At 51.1% G+C, this 17,186-nt stretch carries 18 protein-coding genes; 1 reads left to right on the forward strand and 17 read right to left on the reverse strand.

The features are described 5' to 3' along the window. Positions 1–31: 31 nt before the first annotated feature. The 5 genes from rfbD to H8S75_RS16300 form a co-directional block, all read right to left on the reverse strand. Positions 32–874 (reverse strand): dTDP-4-dehydrorhamnose reductase, encoded by an 843-nt coding sequence (gene rfbD / locus H8S75_RS16280; protein WP_187022548.1) that lies wholly within the window; start codon positions 872–874, stop codon positions 32–34. A 27-nt stretch (positions 875–901) separates the two neighbouring features. Beyond that, positions 902–1,924: a dTDP-glucose 4,6-dehydratase gene (rfbB, locus tag H8S75_RS16285; protein ID WP_187022549.1), complete on the reverse strand. Its 1,023-nt coding sequence runs from the start codon at positions 1,922–1,924 to the stop codon at positions 902–904. A 19-nt stretch (positions 1,925–1,943) separates the two neighbouring features. Then, positions 1,944–2,828, reverse strand: a complete 885-nt coding sequence (gene rfbA, locus H8S75_RS16290) for a glucose-1-phosphate thymidylyltransferase RfbA (RefSeq protein WP_187022550.1) — start codon at positions 2,826–2,828, stop codon at positions 1,944–1,946. A gap of 23 nt (positions 2,829–2,851) precedes the next feature. Beyond that, entirely contained in the window at positions 2,852–4,093 is a 1,242-nt protein-coding gene (locus tag H8S75_RS16295; RefSeq protein ID WP_187022551.1) for a MerR family transcriptional regulator, read from the reverse strand. 259 nt (positions 4,094–4,352) lie between these two features. Then, positions 4,353–4,883, reverse strand: coding sequence for a nitroreductase family protein (locus H8S75_RS16300; protein WP_187022552.1), 531 nt, complete (start codon positions 4,881–4,883; stop codon positions 4,353–4,355). A gap of 121 nt (positions 4,884–5,004) precedes the next feature. On the opposite strand from H8S75_RS16300, the gene H8S75_RS16305 reads away from it, so the two are divergent. Beyond that, complete coding sequence (locus tag H8S75_RS16305; RefSeq protein ID WP_187022553.1) at positions 5,005–5,361, forward strand: winged helix-turn-helix transcriptional regulator; 357 nt, start codon at positions 5,005–5,007, stop codon at positions 5,359–5,361. Here the strand turns inward: H8S75_RS16305 and H8S75_RS16310 are convergent. From H8S75_RS16310 to H8S75_RS16365, 12 genes are all read right to left on the reverse strand, one after another. Beyond that, positions 5,356–5,715, reverse strand: coding sequence for a hypothetical protein (locus H8S75_RS16310; protein ID WP_187022554.1), 360 nt, complete (start codon positions 5,713–5,715; stop codon positions 5,356–5,358). The two genes, H8S75_RS16305 and H8S75_RS16310, sit on opposite strands and share 6 nt — an antisense overlap. Before the next feature lie 6 nt (positions 5,716–5,721). Next, entirely contained in the window at positions 5,722–6,558 is an 837-nt protein-coding gene (locus tag H8S75_RS16315) for an MFS transporter (protein ID WP_187022555.1), read from the reverse strand. Further along, on the reverse strand, positions 6,539–8,071 hold the full coding sequence (locus tag H8S75_RS16320; protein WP_187022556.1) for an ABC transporter substrate-binding protein: 1,533 nt from the start codon (positions 8,069–8,071) through the stop codon (positions 6,539–6,541). The genes H8S75_RS16315 and H8S75_RS16320 overlap by 20 nt, the downstream gene beginning before the upstream one ends. Before the next feature lie 46 nt (positions 8,072–8,117). Continuing rightward, positions 8,118–9,038, reverse strand: a complete 921-nt coding sequence (locus tag H8S75_RS16325; protein ID WP_187022557.1) for a carbohydrate ABC transporter permease — start codon at positions 9,036–9,038, stop codon at positions 8,118–8,120. Positions 9,039–9,079: 41 nt separating this feature from the next. Beyond that, entirely contained in the window at positions 9,080–10,024 is a 945-nt protein-coding gene (locus H8S75_RS16330) for an ABC transporter permease (RefSeq protein WP_002601778.1), read from the reverse strand. A 114-nt stretch (positions 10,025–10,138) separates the two neighbouring features. Beyond that, the gene (locus tag H8S75_RS16335) at positions 10,139–11,887 is read right to left on the reverse strand and encodes a sensor histidine kinase (protein WP_187022558.1); all 1,749 of its coding nucleotides are present in this window, start codon (positions 11,885–11,887) and stop codon (positions 10,139–10,141) included. Between the two features lie 9 nt (positions 11,888–11,896). Beyond that, positions 11,897–13,444, reverse strand: a complete 1,548-nt coding sequence (locus H8S75_RS16340; protein WP_187022559.1) for a response regulator — start codon at positions 13,442–13,444, stop codon at positions 11,897–11,899. A gap of 64 nt (positions 13,445–13,508) precedes the next feature. Next, positions 13,509–14,207 (reverse strand): SDR family NAD(P)-dependent oxidoreductase, encoded by a 699-nt coding sequence (locus H8S75_RS16345; protein WP_187022560.1) that lies wholly within the window; start codon positions 14,205–14,207, stop codon positions 13,509–13,511. 11 nt (positions 14,208–14,218) lie between these two features. Next, positions 14,219–14,908, reverse strand: coding sequence for an SDR family NAD(P)-dependent oxidoreductase (locus H8S75_RS16350; RefSeq protein ID WP_187022561.1), 690 nt, complete (start codon positions 14,906–14,908; stop codon positions 14,219–14,221). Between the two features lie 10 nt (positions 14,909–14,918). Further along, a complete protein-coding gene (locus tag H8S75_RS16355) occupies positions 14,919–15,608 on the reverse strand; it encodes a ThuA domain-containing protein (RefSeq protein WP_187022562.1) in 690 nt (229 codons plus the stop codon). 217 nt (positions 15,609–15,825) lie between these two features. After that, positions 15,826–16,317: a GNAT family N-acetyltransferase gene (locus tag H8S75_RS16360; RefSeq protein ID WP_110322923.1), complete on the reverse strand. Its 492-nt coding sequence runs from the start codon at positions 16,315–16,317 to the stop codon at positions 15,826–15,828. 48 nt (positions 16,318–16,365) lie between these two features. Next, complete coding sequence (locus H8S75_RS16365) at positions 16,366–17,100, reverse strand: ComF family protein (RefSeq protein ID WP_187022563.1); 735 nt, start codon at positions 17,098–17,100, stop codon at positions 16,366–16,368. Between the last annotated feature and the right edge of the window lie 86 nt (positions 17,101–17,186).

Raw genomic sequence — 17,186 nt, forward strand, 5'->3', positions numbered from 1 at the left:
TCCTATTTCTTTGTACTGCTTCTGTACTTCGTTACTGGATTTCTTTCAGATACCGTTCCAGCGCATCCTGCCAGGATGGCAGTCTCTCAAATCCGTTTTCTTCCAGCTTATCCTTGCTCATGCGGCTGTTCATCGGCCGTTTCGCCTTTGCCGGGTACTCTGCGGAGGTGACCGGAATTACCTCGACATTCATGTTTGCCTGTTTAAATATCTCCCGTGCAAAATCACACCAGCTGCACAGTCCCTCGTTTGTGGCATGATAGCGGCCGTACTTGTCGGTCTCAATCATATCCACCAGAAGGCGGGCAAGATCGTAGGTGTAGGTGGGGGAACCGATCTGGTCGGATACCACGGTGAGTTTGTCGCGGGTCTTTCCCAGATTCAGCATGGTCTTTATGAAGTTCCTGCCGTTTACGCCAAACACCCAGGCGATGCGTACGGTAAAGTATTTGGTGAGATTCTGCTCGATCGCCAGCTCACCCTCGTACTTCGTAAGGCCGTAGACATTTAACGGTTCTCTCTCATCGTCAGGCTCCCAAGGACGGGTGCCCTGGCCGTTAAATACGTAGTCCGTGCTGATGTACATCATCTTGATGTCCAGCTCCCGGCAGACCCTGGCAATATTCTCCGTGCCGTATGCATTCACGCGTCTGCAAAGCTCCAAATTGTCCTCCGCCGCGTCCACTGCCGTATAGGCCGCACAGTGGATCACCGCATCCGGACTGGCTTCCCGGATCACACGGTTTACGCTCCCGGCATCTGTAATGTCCATCTCATCGATATCCACGCCGATCGCCTCATGGCCTCTCTTTTCCAGCTCATCGACCACATCGTGGCCCAGCTGGCCCTTTACTCCTGTTACAAATACTTTCATATACGCCTCCAGTGTGCTTTCTGCGAATTATAAACGGTCTCCGTACATATTCTCAAAGTAGTTCTGGTACTCTCCGTTGATGATGTGCTTCCACCAGTCTTCATTGTCCAGATACCACTGAATAGTCTGTTCGATTCCCGTATCAAATGTGTATTTCGGCTTCCATCCAAGCTCTGTCTCCAGCTTTTTCGGATCGATGGCGTAACGTCTGTCATGGCCGGGACGGTCGGATACGTACTTGATTAAGCTTTCCGGCTTGTTTAATGCCTTTAAAATCGTCTTTACCACTTCCAGGTTCGTTCTCTCATTGTGGCCGCCTACGTTGTAGATCTCGCCTTCCCTGCCCTCGTGGATAATTAAGTCGATTGCCTCGCAGTGGTCAGCTACATGGAGCCAGTCACGGACATTTTCACCTGTTCCATAGACCGGAAGCTCTTCATCGGCCAGCGCGCGGCTGATAATCAGCGGAATCAGTTTCTCCGGGAAATGGTACGGTCCGTAGTTGTTGGAACATCTCGAGATGGTTACCGGCATCCCGAAGGTTCTGTGGTAAGAGAGCACGAATAAATCGGCGCTCGCCTTGGAGGACGAATACGGGCTGGAAGTGTGGAGCGGGGTCTCTTCCGTGAAGAATAAGTCCGGACGGTCTAACGGAAGATCTCCGTACACTTCGTCGGTGGATACCTGGTGGTATCTCTTGATTCCATACTCACGGCAGGCGTCAAGCAGAGTGGTGGTTCCCATAACATTCGTTCTGACGAAGCTTTCCGGATCGGTAATGGAGCGGTCTACATGGCTCTCCGCCGCGAAATTGACGATCACGTCCGGTTTCTCTTTTTCAAATAAGTCGAAGATGAATTTGCGGTCCGCGATATCACCCTTTACGAACTTGTAATTCGGCTTGTCCTCTACCGGCTTTAAAGTCTCTAAGTTGCCCGCGTACGTTAATAAGTCTAAGTTGATGATCTCATAATCCGGGTATTTGTTTACCATGTGATGGACGAAGTTGCCTCCAATGAAGCCTGCGCCTCCTGTAACGATGATTTTCATATGTGATTTCCTCCTGTTTTTACTTAATATCAATATATTTACCGGCCAGAACATCCATAAGATAATGGCCGTACTGATTCTTCTTAAGTGGTTCAATATCCTCTAAAAGCTGATCCCTGGTGATCCAGTGGTTTAAATACGCGATCTCCTCAAGACACGCCACTTTTCTGTGCTGATGGGTCTCCATGGTGCGGACAAAGTTGGTGGCGTCCGCCAGGGATTCGTGGGTTCCTGTATCGAGCCAGGTAAAGCCCTGTCCGAGAAGTTCCACATCCAGTCTGCCCTCTTCCAGATAGATCCGGTTTAAATCGGTGATTTCCAGCTCACCGCGGGCGGAAGGCCGCAGGTTTTTCGCATACTCCACGACCTTATTGTCGTAGAAATAGAGCCCGGTCACGCAGTAGTTGCTCTTCGGATGCTCCGGCTTCTCCTCAATGGAGATGGCCTTTCCGTTGGAATCGAATTCCACGATGCCGAACCGTTCCGGATCGTCCACATAATATCCGAACACGGTAGCCCCCTCTTTCTTGTTGGCGGCCGCCAGAAGACGTTTGGTCAGACCGTGTCCTGCGAAGATGTTGTCGCCCAGAATCATGGCTACATGATCGTCCCCGATAAATTCCTCGCCGATGATAAACGCCTGGGCCAGCCCATCCGGTGACGGCTGAACCGCGTAGGACAAGTGGATCCCAAACTGGCTTCCGCTGCCTAAGAGCGCTTCGAACCGCGGCGTGTCGTCCGGTGTGGAGATAATCAGAATATCTCTGATTCCCGCGTTCATCAGAACGGACAGCGGATAGTAGATCATCGGCTTGTCGTAGATCGGCAGAAGCTGCTTCGATGTGACCATGGTCAGCGGGTAAAGTCTTGTGCCGGAGCCTCCGGCGAGGATAATTCCCTTCATAGTGTATTCCTCCGTATTTTATTTTATCTGTTTTCAGTTTTAGTTCTTGAACTCATTTTTTCCGGTATTTTTCTTCCGTTCATTTTCTTCTTGCATCGAAAGATACCGGCTCTCTTGGTGACATAAAGCGTCCCCTTTTTCTCGATCTTCTTTTTTAGAAATTCCCGGAATTCATCGTACCGCTCGCTCAAATACTCCTGCTGGTTACCGTGACAGGAAAGAATATACTCCATCAGCGGCCCCTCGTCCCGTACCTCCAAATGGTCCTCATACAGGATCTCTTCCACCTGGTCAAAATGGCGGTTCAAAATCTCCCGGCCGTTTTCCAGGCCAAACACGTCGTATAAGTTCACTTCCGACAGCACGATCCGTGAATCAAACTCCTTCACCAGCTGACTGATCTCCTTCATATGTTCCCGGCCGTAGGTGCTGCAGAAAAATGTCCCGGCCGGCTTCAGCACCCGCCGCACTTCCTCCAGCGCACCGTCTAAGTCCTTTAAATAGAACAGCACATGGTTGGCCGAGACCTTATCGAAGCTCTCCTCCGCCTTCGGAATCCTGCCGCAGTCAAAGACTTCATAGGAGAATCTGCCCGGCACACCTTTTAAATGTTCCCTGGCATCCTGGATCATACCCTCCGAGACATCGGACAGGCAGATCACCGCTTCCGGCGGGATTAAATCCCGGTTTTCTCTCCACAGTTCTCCATTTCCGCATCCGGTCTCCAAAACTGTTTCACCGTCCTTCAGCTCCAGCTGGGAGTACAGCCACGGAAACCACCCGATGGGATTCTTCGCATATTTCTTGTGAAGATCGATCCTGATATTGATATTGGCCGCATTCTTGTACTGCTCCACCAGACTCTTTTCCATATTGGTAATATGGATTAAGTGCAGGATTTTATTCCAGTCAATGACCGGATTGTCCTTTACCAGCTTCGAGGTCTCCGAAAGTGTCTGCTCCACCAGTTTCAAATGCTCGATCCGTTTCTTCACCAAATCCAGCTGAAGCTCCAGGGACTGCTCTACATAGCCGTTGTCATCATCGTTGATGGTGATCGAGCGGATCTCGTCTAAGGAGAAGCCTAGATATTTCAGTGAAAGTATCTTCTGGAGCTTGGCAAAATCGGAATCCGTGTACAGCCGGTATCCGGCCTCGCTCATGCCCGCCGGTTTCAGCAAGCCCTGTTTGTCGTAATAACGGATCGTCCGGATTGATACGTTTGCCTTTTTTGCGAACTCTCCGGAAGTATAATACCCTTGCATATTCTGCATCACCGCCTTTGTTCTGGGATCTTTATGATACCATTATATAGGGTGACGTAAGGGAAGGGTCAAGTGTTTTTTAGAATTTTTATATTTTTAGAATTTTTAGCAATGGAATACAGCCGCCGGTATTCCAAAATGGACGGAGAAATCTAGATTAGAAAGATTAATAATGGCTCCTTCCGGAAAATTATTCAGATATTCCGCTAAGGAGCCATATTTCTGACTTATAAAAACTGATACAGTCTGAAACCATCTCTTATAAACGAACCGTTTCGATTTTTGTTCGATCTGCCTCCCGGGCCGCCAGCCCATCGGTTCCCTTTCCCACAGCCGCCATTGCAATCGGCATAAATCCGGACGGAACTCCCGCTAATTCACACAGTTCAGGAAGCATCTGCATCACGGCCGGAACGGCAAATAAATAGATGGAACCTAATCCCAGATTGGTCGCTTCCAATAAAATGTTCTCTACAATACAGGAGGCATTGCAGTATGGAATGGCAGCATTGGGGCCTTCTCCCTTCCTGCCGCTGATCAGGATCGCTGTTGGCGCATGATAGATCGGGTGCGCTCCTACTGCCGGTATCGCGGCGCAGACCGCTGCCTCGATTTTCGCAAGAAGCTCCTGATCCTGTATTACGCTTATTTTAACGTCTGAATAGTTTCCATTCGCAACCGGTGCCGCATTGGCCGCCTCCAAAAGGGCAGTACACTCATTTTCAGTAATCTGCTCTCCTGTAAAGCTTCTGCATGACCGTCTGGTTAATATTGTCTGTTTCATATCCATAGTATGAATCCTCCTTCGCTTATGATATGATAATCATACTATGTACGAAAAAGTTAAGCAAGTACGCAGAATTATCATACCTGGTACGGTTCAGCGTACTTCATATCAAGGAGGTTGCCATATGGAACAGGAAATCAAAGCAGAAGCATCTTTACAGGGTAAGCCGGATACAGTCTCACCGGATACATGTCCGGTCCACAGAACGCTGGAGACTCTCAGCGGGAAATGGAGATCACGGATTCTATATGAATTATGCCAGAAACCATCGTACCGGTTCGGCGAATTGAAAAAGGCGATTCCAAAAATTACAAATACCATGCTGACCTCCACATTAAGAGATTTGGAGGAATTAGGCATTGTCACCCGCAAGCAGTTTAACGAAATCCCTCCCCATGTGGAGTATTCCTTGACCGACAAAGGGAGGGCGTTGTTTCCCATTTTTGTAGAGATGGCAAAATGGGGTGAGGCGTATCTATAATTTCCGGTATATAACCAGGATCACGGTGCACAAAACCAGCAAAACAGGGATAACCATCATACCGGCCAGATAACCGGCCACATCCACCAGCGCTCCGATAAAGCCGGACAGAAGCGTGCCGATCAGTGAGCTGGTCAGGCTGACTGTAGAGGTGGCGGTTCCTGATAAATGCGGATACCTGCTGCATGCCATTCCGATGATCGAAGGAAAGGCGGCTCCCGTCAGGGCCCCCACCGTAAAGAGGACGGCAACCAGGAAGACTCCGCTTCCGATTAGAAAGGCGGCGGTATAAAGGACGGCCGACAGGAGGCATGTGATACAGAGCCATTTGCTGTACTCTATCTTACGGTCCACAGCAGGCTACATAAACCTTCCGACTACGATTCCGCCCCAGAAAAGGATCAGGGCCATACTCGCGATGCTTCGGTCCAGGCCCAGGCCCTCCTGGATATAGGTGGTGATCCACAGGCCTATGGCCGCCTGATGCCCCATGTAAGCGGCACACAGCAGTGCCAGAATCAGGATGGTCCGGTCCGCCAGGAGGCTTTTTACGCCTCCCAGCAGGCTGCCGCCGCCCGCCATATTTTTCTGGTCCTTCACCGGTATCGCGATGATGACGAAAGCCAGGGTTACTGCGGTGCAGAGAACGCCCAGGTTTACGAAGGACCGGTTCCACGGCTGGCCACTCCGCTGGACCATGGAGGCATAGATCGGACCTGCCAGCGAACCGAGGCTGAAGAATGCATGGATCATATTCAGATATGCGGTTCTCTTCTCCCCGTACGCCTCCGACACAAATGCGCTGATTAAAAGATTCAAATAACTGTTTGCCACACCCAGCGCAAAAAAGAATACGAGAAGCATGACATAGGCCGGTGCGGCCCCGATTCCGAACAGCACCGCGGTATAGATGGTAAAGAATACCACGATCAGTTTCAGCTTCGGAAACCGGTCGGATAAGACTCCGCCGAATACCATGGCTGCAATTCCGCCCACATTCTGAACGGAGCCGATAATTCCGATCTGGGTGTTGTTTAAGCCGTAGCTCTCCGTCATTTCCGGGATCAGGATTCCGATCATCGTCGAAGAGATTGCAAAGAAGAACATGATTCCGAACAGGCAGTAGATGATGATCTTCATCCGGCCGGTGTGGACCGCCTGCCCTTTCACCGCCATACTACTTGTTATTTGCTGCATAGAATTCATCCACCTGCCTCTGTAATTCAGCCTTCACCTTGTCGTTGCCGGCGGCCTTCGCTTTCTCGGTCAGCTGAGCCAGATCCTTCTGCACATCGGTCGTCATCCCCAGCCGTAGCGGCGCGTTATACTGGGCGTATACGTTCTGCATGGCCGCGTACTCTGATTTTACCGGGTCTGTGTCCATGTTGAAGTTCCTGAAAATATTCGCTACCGTGACGTCCTCCAGCGCCTGTTTCTGCTCCTCGTAATCTGCGGGTGCATTGGTCGGGACGAGATAGAACTGCTGACTTCTGAAGCCCCATGTCCCCGGCTCCGGTATGAACTGTGCAGTGTCCAGGCACGTATAGCGGTTGTTCTCATCTCTGGTAAAATCTTCCCCCTCAATGCCGTAGGTCAGCAGATTATAATACGTTTCATCGGTCTTTAACTTGTCAAGAAGCATCAGAGCCCGCTCCGGGTGCTTCGAGGAGCTGGGAACCACCATACAGTCCTGGGTATAAGCCAGATGGTTTACATTGGGCTGAACATTATACCAGCGCACCTTCCATGAGGGATCGCATAACTGATAGTTGGAAACGCCCTGATCGAAGTTGCCGAAACCGCCCGCTGCCACACCGGCCTGGACCATATCGGTTGATGTATCTTTAATAGAAAGCGCTGATTTGGGCCACAGACCTTCGTCCGACCATTTCTTGGCCTTGTTTAAATAATCCTCGTAGCCCTCCCACTCGTGAGCCGCAATTACTTTCGGACTTCCGCTGGAGCTGTCGATATAGTACATTCCATACTGGCCGCCATTTACCGGATAAAGCCCCTTAGATTCCAAATAGATATCCGTCAGAACGTGATCCTGGCCGATAGCTGCCAAGTTGCTGAACTGGGTCTCCCCCGCGTTCACTGCCTCTAAGTATTCCATGTACTGGTCGATATCCTTAATCTCATTGAAACCGTATTTCTCCATCATATCGCCCCGCACAGTGACACCGTAGGCACTGTAGGTATAAAAGTTCGTAGGGTACGCGTAGATGTGGCCGTTGATGGTTGCCTGGGCCAGGGACTCCTCCGGCTGCAGCTTCATGCTTTCCGCACAGTATTTTGGCAGAAGGTCCTCCAGCGGCATAAATGCCCCCTTCTGAGCCAGGTTTGCAAAGTTTACCCACGTTCCGCCGTAGGCTAAGTCAAACTCCTCTCCTGAGGAGAAAATAAGCGGATACTTGGTTGCCATGTCACCGTATTCGATGAAGTTTACGGTCAGCGTACAGTTTAAATCCTTTAACGCCAGTTCATTGAATTTCTCCAGAACTGCGTCGTATCTGGCGGGCCGCGGCCCCAGCAGATACATAACTAAATCCACCCGTTCCGAAAGGCCTGCGCCTTCCGTCTCCCCAGCCTTTGCCGATGTCGTCTGTTCCCCCGTTGTACTTGTCTTCCCACTGTTTCCCCCGCATGCGGTAAGCGCCAGCATACTGGCCGTCAGCAGCAGCGCCGCGCTCCTTCTCAGCTTCTTCATAAATTCCCTCTCCTTTTATTATGATAAATTTTTAATAGTAACCCCATTATCCCTTGACCGCACCAATGGTAATTCCCTGTACGAAATACTTCTGTACAAATGGATATACCAGGATTACCGGCCCCGTCGCCACGACCGCCATGGCCATCTTAAGAGAATTGGACGGCATACTGTTGGCGGAAATTCCGATCTGCGCGGCTATTCTCGCCAGTACCTGTTTGGCAGCCAGCATGTTGTAAAGCAGGTACTGCAGCGGATATTTTGTGTTGCTCTCGATGTAAAGCATGGCATTATACCAGTCATTCCAGTAATCCAGCGCGACGAAGAGTCCAACCGTGGCCAGCCCCGCCTTGGACAGCGGAAGAACGAATTTCACGAAGATCAGGAACTCGCCGGCCCCGTCCATTTTCGCGGATTCGATAATGGACATCGGCACGCTCGACATAAAGCTCTTCAGCACCAGCATGTAGAATACGTTGACCAGATAAGGAAGAATCAGCGCCATCAGGCTGTCCTTCAATCCAAGGTACCGCACCACGAAAATATAGACAGAGAGCATTCCTCCGTTGAACAGCGTGGTAAAGTAAAAATAGAATGATATTTTGTTCCGGTATTTGAAGTCCGGTCTCGAGATCACATAGGCCGCCATGGAGGTGATCAAGAGTCCCAGCCCCGTTCCTGCTGCCGTGATAAAGATCGTCACACCGTAGGCCCTTAAGATATCCATCGGATGCTCAAACAGCGTCCGGTACGCCTGAAAACTGATCTTTCCCGGCAGAAGTCCATAGCCGTGCTGCATAATATAGTTTTCTTCCGTTATGGAAGCGGACAGCAGCATGATAAAGGGAAGCAGGCAGATCGCTGCCAGAACCACCATGATCACGACGCCCAGAATATCGAACACCCGCTGTTCCTTCCCCCGTCTTACCTTTAACTCAACTGTTTCATTTTCCTTTGATTTCCCCATTTATTTCCCCTCTCTTCCATCAGACATGCGTCCCGTTCCGGTCAGAACAGCGCGTAATCCGGATCAATCTTCTTCACAACGGCATTGGCAATATTGATGATTACGAAACACATCACCGACTGGTACAGTGTGGCCGCCGCCGTCATTCCCATATCGGTTCCGGAAAGCAGGGAGCGGAATACGTAAGTGTCGATCACATCCGTAATGTCGTAGAGCTGGCCGTTCATTCCGATGATCTGGTAGAACATCTGGAAATCTCCGCGAAGCACTTTTCCGAGGTTCAGCAGGAAAATGATAATCAGCGTAGGCTTGATTCCCGGGATCGTTATGTACCGGATCTTCTGCCAGATATTTGCTCCGTCAATATCCGCCGCCTCGAAGCACTCCCGATCCAGGCCCGCGACCGCCGCTATGTAGATCACGGAATTGTACCCCACCCATTTCCAGGAGTTGAAAAAGATGATAACGATAATCCAGGCCGCCGGTATCGCGTACATGTTGATCGGTTCCATCCCCAGACTGGTCAGAAGATTGTTCAGCGTTCCCGTTTCATAATTGAAAATGTTCTGCACGAACGCCCCGACGATGATCCAGGATATAAAATAAGGAAGAAAGATGATGGACTGGGTCGTCTTCTTAAACCGCCTGCCCCTCATTTCGCTGAGCACGATGGCCACGACCAGTGCCAGCCCCTGCGAGATCAGCAGGTTTACTACGTTGTAGAGAATTGTGTTGCGCGTCAGCTGCCAGCCTTTGCCCGACGCAAACAGAAACCGGAAATTCTCAAATCCGTTCCATGGACTTCCCCAAATCCCCTTTGCATACCGGAAATCCTTAAATGCCAGCACCAGTCCGTTTAACGGAATATAGCTGAATACCAGCACGATAAGTACTGCGGGAAGAATCATCAGAAACAGCGTTCTGTTCCTCTTCAGTTCGTGTAAGATCCCCTCTTTTTTCATTGCTAACGTTACGCCCTGCCCCAAAGGGCGTTTCCCCCTTTCCCAGTTCTCTGGTGAAATAACTTGTGGCTATAGCAATATCTTACTATAGCCACCTGCCACTTCCAATATAAGGAAACTGCGATTTTAAGGACAAAACTAAGATTGTGTCTTGGTACGGATCGTCACCGTAGTTCCTTGCCCAACGGCGCTCTCATACCGCAGACCGTATCCCTCCCCGTATTTTAAGCGTATTCTGTCATGAATATTAAACACGGCGTAATGGGAATTGTTCTCGTCCACCTTCAGGATGGTCTCCAGCTGCTCCTTCGTCATCCCTTTCCCATCATCCTGTACCTCTATGATCAGGTCGCCGCCCTCCTCCCGCGCCCTGACGGTAATTGTCTCCTCCCCTTCATCCTCGGCAGAGATTCCATGGGAAACAGAGTTCTCGATTATCGGCTGAAGGGTCAGCTTCAACATTTTCTTACTCATCAGCTCCTCTGGAATTTCCACTTTTAAATGAATTCTTCCGTCAAACCGGAAATTTTGAATTTTTACGTAAGTTACAATATGTTCAATCTCATGGTGAAGGGAGACGGTATCAAATCCCTTGCGCAATACAGACTTGTAATACCGCGCCAGCATCTGCACCAGCTCGCCGATCTCGGGCGCATCCCGCTCCATGGCTTCCCAGTTGATGAGATCCAGTGTATTGTAGAGGAAATGGGGATTGATCTGGGCCTGGAGCGCCTTTAATTCCGCGTCCTTGATGGCAATGCCGCTCTCATACTTCTGCTGCATCAGTTCGTCGATCTCCCTGCGCATCTCCTTATACTCCCGTCCCAGCCGCCCGACCTCGTCGGCCGGATCGGTGGAGACCTCCTGCGCCACATCCTGGTCCCGCCAGTGGCTCATCTGGTAGGAGAGCCGCTTGATCCTATCGGAAAAACTGCCCGCAAAAAAGTAGATGATACACGTTGCCACGCCCATAATCGGAAGCAGCCCCCAGATCATGCCATCACAGACCCGGCGGCTCTTGGCCCTCAGTTCTTTTAACGGCACGACTGCCACCATACTCCAGCCGGTATTTTCCAGCTCCATCTGGTTCATCATATAGATTTCTTTGTCCTTCTTTACCTCTCTCCACCCGTTCGCTCCGTCTCCATTTTCCAGCAGGAAGAAATCCGGCTCCATGGATTCGGCCATGGCTGCCTTGGAACTTCCAATCAGTTCGTGATCCTGATTGGCAATATAGACACAGCCCCGCTCTGTGCTGTCCGCCTTTTCCAGGATCTCGCTGACCGAGTCCACTGGCAGGCTGACCTGCTCCACGCAGAAGGTTTTCGAGTAATCGTCCTGCTGAACCACCCGTCTGGTCAAAGAAATCACCCGCTTCGTCTCCCCGGTCAGAGGCATGATGAAATCATAGGGAGCTGACCATACGGCCCGCTCTCCCTTTCCCTCCATCTGCTCCATAAGCGCCGGGTCCAGCCGCTCCAGGGAGGAAAAGTTCCGGCTGGTATCCTTATAGGTGTAATTGTCGGGAGCGTAGATGCAGACATTGCAGATATTGCCCGTTTCCAGAGACTGCATAAACTTGGATATATCCGACCAGTACCGATACTCCTGCCCCGGATCCCGATCCGTCTCGTTGACGCATCCGTCCAGCACCAGGTATACGTCCCGGTTATAATACAGAGTATCCGAGGCATACGTCACCATCTTTGTCTCCGACTCGACAAAGGTCTTCGCCTGTTCCATGGAATTATCGAGAAAATGCTGTAGATTACTCATCTCGTACTGCATGGTTCTGGCATAGATAAAGAAGAAGATCAGCGCGTAGGAAACCATGGCGGCACCTAAAAATACCACTACATACTTTGTCTTCAGTGAAGCATTTTTCATCGTCTCCCCCTACATCCTCGTCTTCCGGAAATCTGACGGGTTGATGCCTTCCTGCCGTTTGAAAATCTTGGCAAAATAGTTTTGGTCACTGTAGCCGCACTGCTCTGCAACCTGGTAAAGCTTTAAGGACTTATCGCCCAGAAGCTCTTTTGCCGCCTTGATCCGCACCAGAGTAATATACTGTCCGATCGTGAATCCGGTCTCCTTTTTAAAGAGGTTGGATAGATACGTGGGCGTTAAATAGACGCTATCCGCCAGCGTAGTGATATCTAAATCCTCTCTGGAATAATCCTTCTTGATCTGGCAGATCACCTGGAAGACGGTGTCGCTTAAGCCTTCCCTCTCATGGCTGGGCGCCAGCTTTTTCTCCGCTGCTTCTATGAAACAGGAGTGAAGTTCCTCCAGTGTCCTGGCCGCGCAGGCGGTACACCAGATCTCGTCTCCGGTCCTCACCACCTCCTGGTGGAGCAGCTTCAGCGCGGCGCATTCCACCGCATAGAGCAGCTGGAAATAGACCTTACGGATCTCGCTGACCGAGCAGACGCTCCCCCGGCGAATCGTCCGGTACAGCCGTTCCTCCCATTTACAGATCCCCGGCACATCGTAGCGCCGGATGGCTTCCTCGATCTCTGACAGCTTCATCAGCTGGCCGCTGGTCGTCCTCTCCCCGCCGTTCTTCCTATAGAACGACGCGCTCCCGTAACCGGTGAAAAACAGTTCCTCCTTCATCTGCTCTGCTTTTCCAAAAGAGGCCGCAATCTGCTCATATCCCCGGACAACGGAGCCGGCAGCACAAAAGAGCGGTATCCCCTCACGATTCAGCCGCTCAATCACTTCCATTATTGTATTCTGTATACTCTCTTTGATAAAACACCCTTTTTCGGGGCTGAACAGGATCATCACCAGTTCCCGTTCGCTGCGAAAATACTTAAGCGTCCGCTCCTGCCGTTCTTCGAAGTACGGAAGAATGGTTCCCAAAAACTCCGCCCGAACCTTAATTGCCTCCCTTGCCTCAAACAACAGCACCTGAAAACACGTCTTCTGATCCAATGGAAACTCCAGGAAACGGCAGTTATCCAGCAGTTCATCCGTAATCTCCTCTCTCACCAGCCCCTTGACCACATACTCCTCGATCACCGGCATATTGCACCGGAGAGATGATTTCAAGTAAGCCGTCTCATGGCTGGCAAAGCAGTGGTCCACCGCCTTTTGGATCGCTGCCTCCAGCTCCTCGATGGAAAATGGCTTCTCCACAAAGCTCACCGCCGATAAGCTGATCGCGGCGATCAGGTTCTCTTTATCCGCATAGCCGCTGATAAAGATCAGACAACAGGCCGGAAGCATTTCTTTCAGCTTCCGGCACAGGGTCACACCGTCCATATCCGGCATACGGATATCGGAAATGACAATATCCGGTTCCCAGACAGAGCTGATGCGCAGCGCCTCCAGGGCGCTGCCTGCGGCCTTGATCTGTTCAATCCCCAGCTCTGTCCAGTGCACATACTTTAATATTCCGTTTCTAGTAGCCGTCTCATCATCAACCACCATCAGTTTCATATTTCTGATCCCCCCAATAAGTGCTGCACTGCGTAATGCATTGTGAAGAAAGGCGGGATTTCCTCTACCACGGGATTTCCTGCAGATACCGGTTCCTCATGACAAGGCGGTTTTCATCCGAATGAATATACGGTTCCTTCTCATCATAGCAGAGTCCCTGTTCTATGTATTCCGCACCGCTTATGCCGCCCTTCCCCTCCGCCGCATAACAGCGGAACGTAAATCCCTCCGGCCTCAAACGGTTAAAATATATCTTCTCCATCATATGAATTGCCGCCAGTGACATGCGGTACGCAAACGCGTCTGTTTCTCTCGTCCATCCGACACTGGAGCTGCTTTCGGTAATCACCGCAATCCTCTTCTTTTCCCCCAGTCTCAGAAGCGGAATGCTCTGTTCAATCACCTGGCGCATTCCGTTTATATTATAATCTAAAACTCGGAGCATGTCATCGTAGTCATGATATTTGCCGTCCTCGCAGCCGATCTCCCCATCGTGCTCCGCGCGGCATCCTGCCTGCAGCACCAGAACATCCAGTTTCTTCTCTGCCTGCATGATCTGCTCCGCCAGCGCTGCCGGTTCTTCTGTTCCGAGATCGAGCTGGTTCACGTGAAGGCCCGGATACGTTTCTTCCAATCTCACATTAAGCGCCGCGTCTCCATTCGTTACCCCCGCATAGACGGCATCTCCGCGTTTTAAGTACCAGGCGGCTGTCTCAAGCGCCTCCTGATTCTCGACACCCACAATTAATACGATCTGTCTCATACTTCCTCCTCCTAAAACGGCCAGCACTCGTTGGATACGTCCGTCATAACAAGCACATCTTCCCAGTCCCGTTCCTCTGCAAACTGCGCGTATGCCACCGCGGCTGTCTCCTCAGGCTCAAAATTGCCGATCGTGCTCTTCGATCCCATCATATAGCTGCGAACCCATCCCGGATGGTACAGCCGGAAGGAATAGCCGTCCTTTGCCAGCCGGTTAAACATCAGCCTGACCTCCATGTTCAGTGCCGTCTTTGACATACAGTAGGCAAAGCTGTCGGTACGGTGGGCGACGGAAATGCTTCCCGCCTCCGACGATACGAAGCAGAGACGTTTTAGTCCCGTCCTCATCAGCGGAAGAAATGCCTCCACCATGCGCATCGGACCCAGGGTATTGACATGAAAGACGGCTCTCATCGCCACCCTGTCATCGTCCATGCCGCCGATTCCGGCACAGTTGACCAGCATATCCAATGACTCCGTACGTTTTGCCACTATATCGGCTGCCGCTCTCACGGATTCCGTATCCGCTGCATTGAGAGGAATCATTTCAACCTGTTCCCCACAGGACTCCTGCAATCCCTTTAATTCACTCCATTCCGGCATGAACTGACCGGCATACACCTTCCAACCATGTTCCACAAACTGCTGGCAGAGGGCGAATCCAACGCCCCTGTCGGCTCCTGTTACGAATACTGATTTCATCTGCTCTCCTTTACCGGTCTTTTTTGCACCAGGCAATGGCATTTAACACCATCTGCCTGAAGTTGTCATTTTCCCATACGGCCATGGTGTGACCCGGCATGAGCACACAGAGTCTTCCCCTGCCGGCTTCCTTTACATAGCCGCCCGTCTGAACGCCGCCCGTCTCTGAGGTGGTCTCAAACAGTATTTCCGCGCCTTCAGCAAATACCTCTACCTGGTAATGTTCATCCCGCTCCGTAAAATCATTTACCCCCTCCATGACCGGGTGCTCCGGATTTGTCACATGGACCGATACCGGACAGCGGGGCGGATGGCCCGTAAAACGGTTGCCTATGAAATCAATATACTCCCTGCAGGGCCTCTGAAATTTTTCCTCTGTCCTGCAAAACTGCTCTGAAAAAGCATTTCCGGAGTGAATGGAGATAAAGCCCCCGCCCTGCTCCACATAGTCACGGAACTGCTGCGGGCATACCTCTGTCACCCCTTCCTCAAACCACGGCTCCGTATTGGCAGCGATCACATTGTTGCTCTTACAGTTGATCACCACCGGATACTGGTCCAGAAGCTCCGGGGTCAGAATATCCTTTACCGCCATTATAAAATCAAAATGATACGCCTCCCCCTCCATTCGTGCAAATCCCTTTTCGATCACTTCGGCTGGATGCCACAAGTCATCACATAAAACCAACACCCGTTCCATGAATGTCCTCCTTCTCCCTGATACATGTCAATTGTCTGCGGTTACTAAGCTCATTATAACGGTTTCGGGAAAAATAAACAGGATACGAAACTATGATTTTAAGGAATATTTTTCGTTGTCTTATATGGAAAAGCGGTAATTAAAAAGAAGCGGCAGCAGTTTTTCCTGCTTCCGCCTCTCATTCGGCCACATTCTTACAGCAATCCCGCTGTCTTCCCTACACCATCATCTGGTAATTCTCAATATCCAGATACCTTCCAAACTTCACGCCCACTTCTTTGATCGTCCCGCAGTGCAGAAATCCAAGCTCCTCGTGCAGATGGATGCTGGCCTGATTTCCGCCGGTGATCACGGAAACGACGGTATGGATTCGCTCGTCCTCCCTCGCCAGGTTCAGTATATGCAGTGTCAGCTTCCTGGCAATTCCGCGCTTCCGGTAATCCCTGTGGACGTAGACAGACAATTCCACGGTAGCCGCATAAGCCTCCTTCACACGATAGGGGGACAGGCAGGCATAACCGACCGCATGGCCGTCCTCCACCGCCACGATTAAGGGATGATTACTTATGTTATGAGCATAATACCAGTCGAGCCGCTCCGACAGCGTCCTGGGGTTGATATCGAAGGTCGCTTCCCCGTGCAGCACCTCGTGGTTATAGATATCCAGCAGATATGGGACGTCTTCTTCCTGCGCAATTCTGATTTCCATAAACTTTTCCTCCTGCGTTTCTATTTCTTTTCCTAATATTACAATATTTTACTGTCCCCGTCCAATACAAATCGCAATAAAATAGACATTTTTCACTCCCGCACGCAACAGTGCCCTGGCGCACGCCTCCATCGTGCTCCCGGTCGTATAAATATCATCCACCAGAATCACCCGCGTTACCCCTTCCGGCACCGCTCCCGCCGCAAACGCCTCCTCGAGATTGTGAAGCCGCTCCTTTGGATTCAGCTGCTTTTGTGGCGCGGTCTTCTTCCTGCGCACCAGCATCTCCGGACAGACCGGGATCCCCAGCCGTGCTCCGATCCGGTCGGCAAAAATCTCCGCCTGGTTAAAGCCCCTCTGACGCCTGCGGGACGGATGGACGGGCACAGGCACCAGCGCATCGGCTCCCAGCCGCATCAGAAGCTTCCCATACCGAAGGCAGACCGCCTCCGCGTAAAAATCAAGATATTCCCGCCGGTTTCTGTACTTAATATCCGCCATGGACTTTTTCGCGGCGTCATCATAGTTCAACAGCGCCCTCCCGTAATCAAAGGACCGCTTGTGCTTCGTACAGTCCAGGCAGTACTCCCTCTCGGCACTGGTAATCTCCTTTCCGCATTTCTTGCAGACCGGCTGTTTCACGAAAGACAGCTTTTTCACACAGCCGGGACAGATCAGTTCTCCTTTGGGCAGCACAATGCCGCCGCAGACAGGGCAGCGGCGGGGGAAAAGGAGGTCGGTTAAAAAAGTCCGGAGCCGCACCGGAAAAGTCTCGTTTTTCATATTTTTTCTCCTGTTGGGGATGGGTATGAAAGATTCTGTTACGATTAAAAAAGATAAGATATGCGCAAATAATGTTCAGAACTGCC

Origin of the sequence: Hungatella hominis (assembly GCF_014288005.1) — a bacterium.
GTDB classification, from domain to species: Bacteria; Bacillota; Clostridia; order Lachnospirales; family Lachnospiraceae; genus Hungatella; species Hungatella effluvii.

Excerpts from the sequence above, each read along its gene's own strand:
- H8S75_RS16360 (WP_110322923.1), bottom strand. The coding sequence starts at position 16,317 with ATGGAAATCAGAATTGCGCAGGAAGAAGACGTCCCATATCTGCTGGAT.
- H8S75_RS16305 (WP_187022553.1), top strand. The coding sequence starts at position 5,005 with ATGGAACAGGAAATCAAAGCAGAAGCATCTTTACAGGGTAAGCCGGAT.
- H8S75_RS16315 (WP_187022555.1), bottom strand. The coding sequence starts at position 6,558 with ATGCAGCAAATAACAAGTAGTATGGCGGTGAAAGGGCAGGCGGTCCAC.
- H8S75_RS16320 (WP_187022556.1), bottom strand. The coding sequence starts at position 8,071 with ATGAAGAAGCTGAGAAGGAGCGCGGCGCTGCTGCTGACGGCCAGTATG.
- rfbA (WP_187022550.1), bottom strand. The coding sequence starts at position 2,828 with ATGAAGGGAATTATCCTCGCCGGAGGCTCCGGCACAAGACTTTACCCG.
- H8S75_RS16325 (WP_187022557.1), bottom strand. The coding sequence starts at position 9,038 with ATGGGGAAATCAAAGGAAAATGAAACAGTTGAGTTAAAGGTAAGACGG.
- rfbD (WP_187022548.1), bottom strand. The coding sequence starts at position 874 with ATGAAAGTATTTGTAACAGGAGTAAAGGGCCAGCTGGGCCACGATGTG.
- rfbB (WP_187022549.1), bottom strand. The coding sequence starts at position 1,924 with ATGAAAATCATCGTTACAGGAGGCGCAGGCTTCATTGGAGGCAACTTC.
- H8S75_RS16365 (WP_187022563.1), bottom strand. The coding sequence starts at position 17,100 with ATGAAAAACGAGACTTTTCCGGTGCGGCTCCGGACTTTTTTAACCGAC.
- H8S75_RS16300 (WP_187022552.1), bottom strand. The coding sequence starts at position 4,883 with ATGGATATGAAACAGACAATATTAACCAGACGGTCATGCAGAAGCTTT.
- H8S75_RS16355 (WP_187022562.1), bottom strand. The coding sequence starts at position 15,608 with ATGGAACGGGTGTTGGTTTTATGTGATGACTTGTGGCATCCAGCCGAA.
- H8S75_RS16350 (WP_187022561.1), bottom strand. The coding sequence starts at position 14,908 with ATGAAATCAGTATTCGTAACAGGAGCCGACAGGGGCGTTGGATTCGCC.
- H8S75_RS16345 (WP_187022560.1), bottom strand. The coding sequence starts at position 14,207 with ATGAGACAGATCGTATTAATTGTGGGTGTCGAGAATCAGGAGGCGCTT.
- H8S75_RS16335 (WP_187022558.1), bottom strand. The coding sequence starts at position 11,887 with ATGAAAAATGCTTCACTGAAGACAAAGTATGTAGTGGTATTTTTAGGT.
- H8S75_RS16340 (WP_187022559.1), bottom strand. The coding sequence starts at position 13,444 with ATGAAACTGATGGTGGTTGATGATGAGACGGCTACTAGAAACGGAATA.
- H8S75_RS16295 (WP_187022551.1), bottom strand. The coding sequence starts at position 4,093 with ATGCAAGGGTATTATACTTCCGGAGAGTTCGCAAAAAAGGCAAACGTA.